Below are 768 nucleotides of genomic sequence, written 5' to 3' on the forward strand. Positions count from 1 at the left end.
ATACCTGCCCCGAATGCACATGTGTATTCTCGGAAAACGGTTTTATCAGGAATTATTCACCACAGACTCGTATTTCATGTGATGATTATTACCGCTTTGATTCAAATTGGGAACTTTAGTATTCAACCACTGCTCTCTCTCTATGTTTCTAATTTAACCGACTCTTCTCAAGTCGCTTTGCTTGCCGGTATTACATTTAGTGCAGCTGGTGTTGGAAACTTATTGTTTGCGAGAAAATGGGGACAGCTAGGTGATTCTATTGGATATGAGAAAGTGTTAAGTGCATTACTCATACTTGCTTTCCTATTTATCATTCCACAAGCTTTTGTAACCGAGCTTTGGCAGTTAATAGGCTTACGATTATTATTCGGAATCGCGGTTGGTGGGTTAGTTCCTGTTACAACCGCCTTGATAAGACGAGAATCACCTATCGAAATACAGGGAGAAATGATGGGTTATAACACGAGCTTCCGTTTCTTAGGGAACATCATAGGCCCAATGTTCGGTGGTATTGTCAGTGGCTATATTGGTATTTCTTCGGTATTCTTCGTTACTGGTGCGTTATTCTTAATCTCTTATGTGGTGTTAACTTTAACACGTAAAAAACCAGAGCAAGATTTTGAAAAAGTGCTACTAAATGAAGAAGCACATCAACAAGCATAATATTTAATTTTAAAAAGCGTTTCTCCTCATTGAGAAGCGCTTTTTTATATTGAAGAAGAAATTTTCAAAATTAATCCCACTAAATATGAATGGTCTCTTCCTATT

At 37.5% G+C, this 768-nt stretch carries 1 protein-coding gene; it reads left to right on the forward strand.

Annotated features, from left to right (window positions below):
• A partial coding sequence (locus AC1DOS_RS20405; protein WP_477538946.1) for an MFS transporter occupies positions 1 to 663 on the forward strand: 663 nt, incomplete at its 5' end.
• Between the last annotated feature and the right edge of the window lie 105 nt (positions 664 to 768).

The organism is Paenisporosarcina sp. P5_A11, assembly GCF_056400705.1.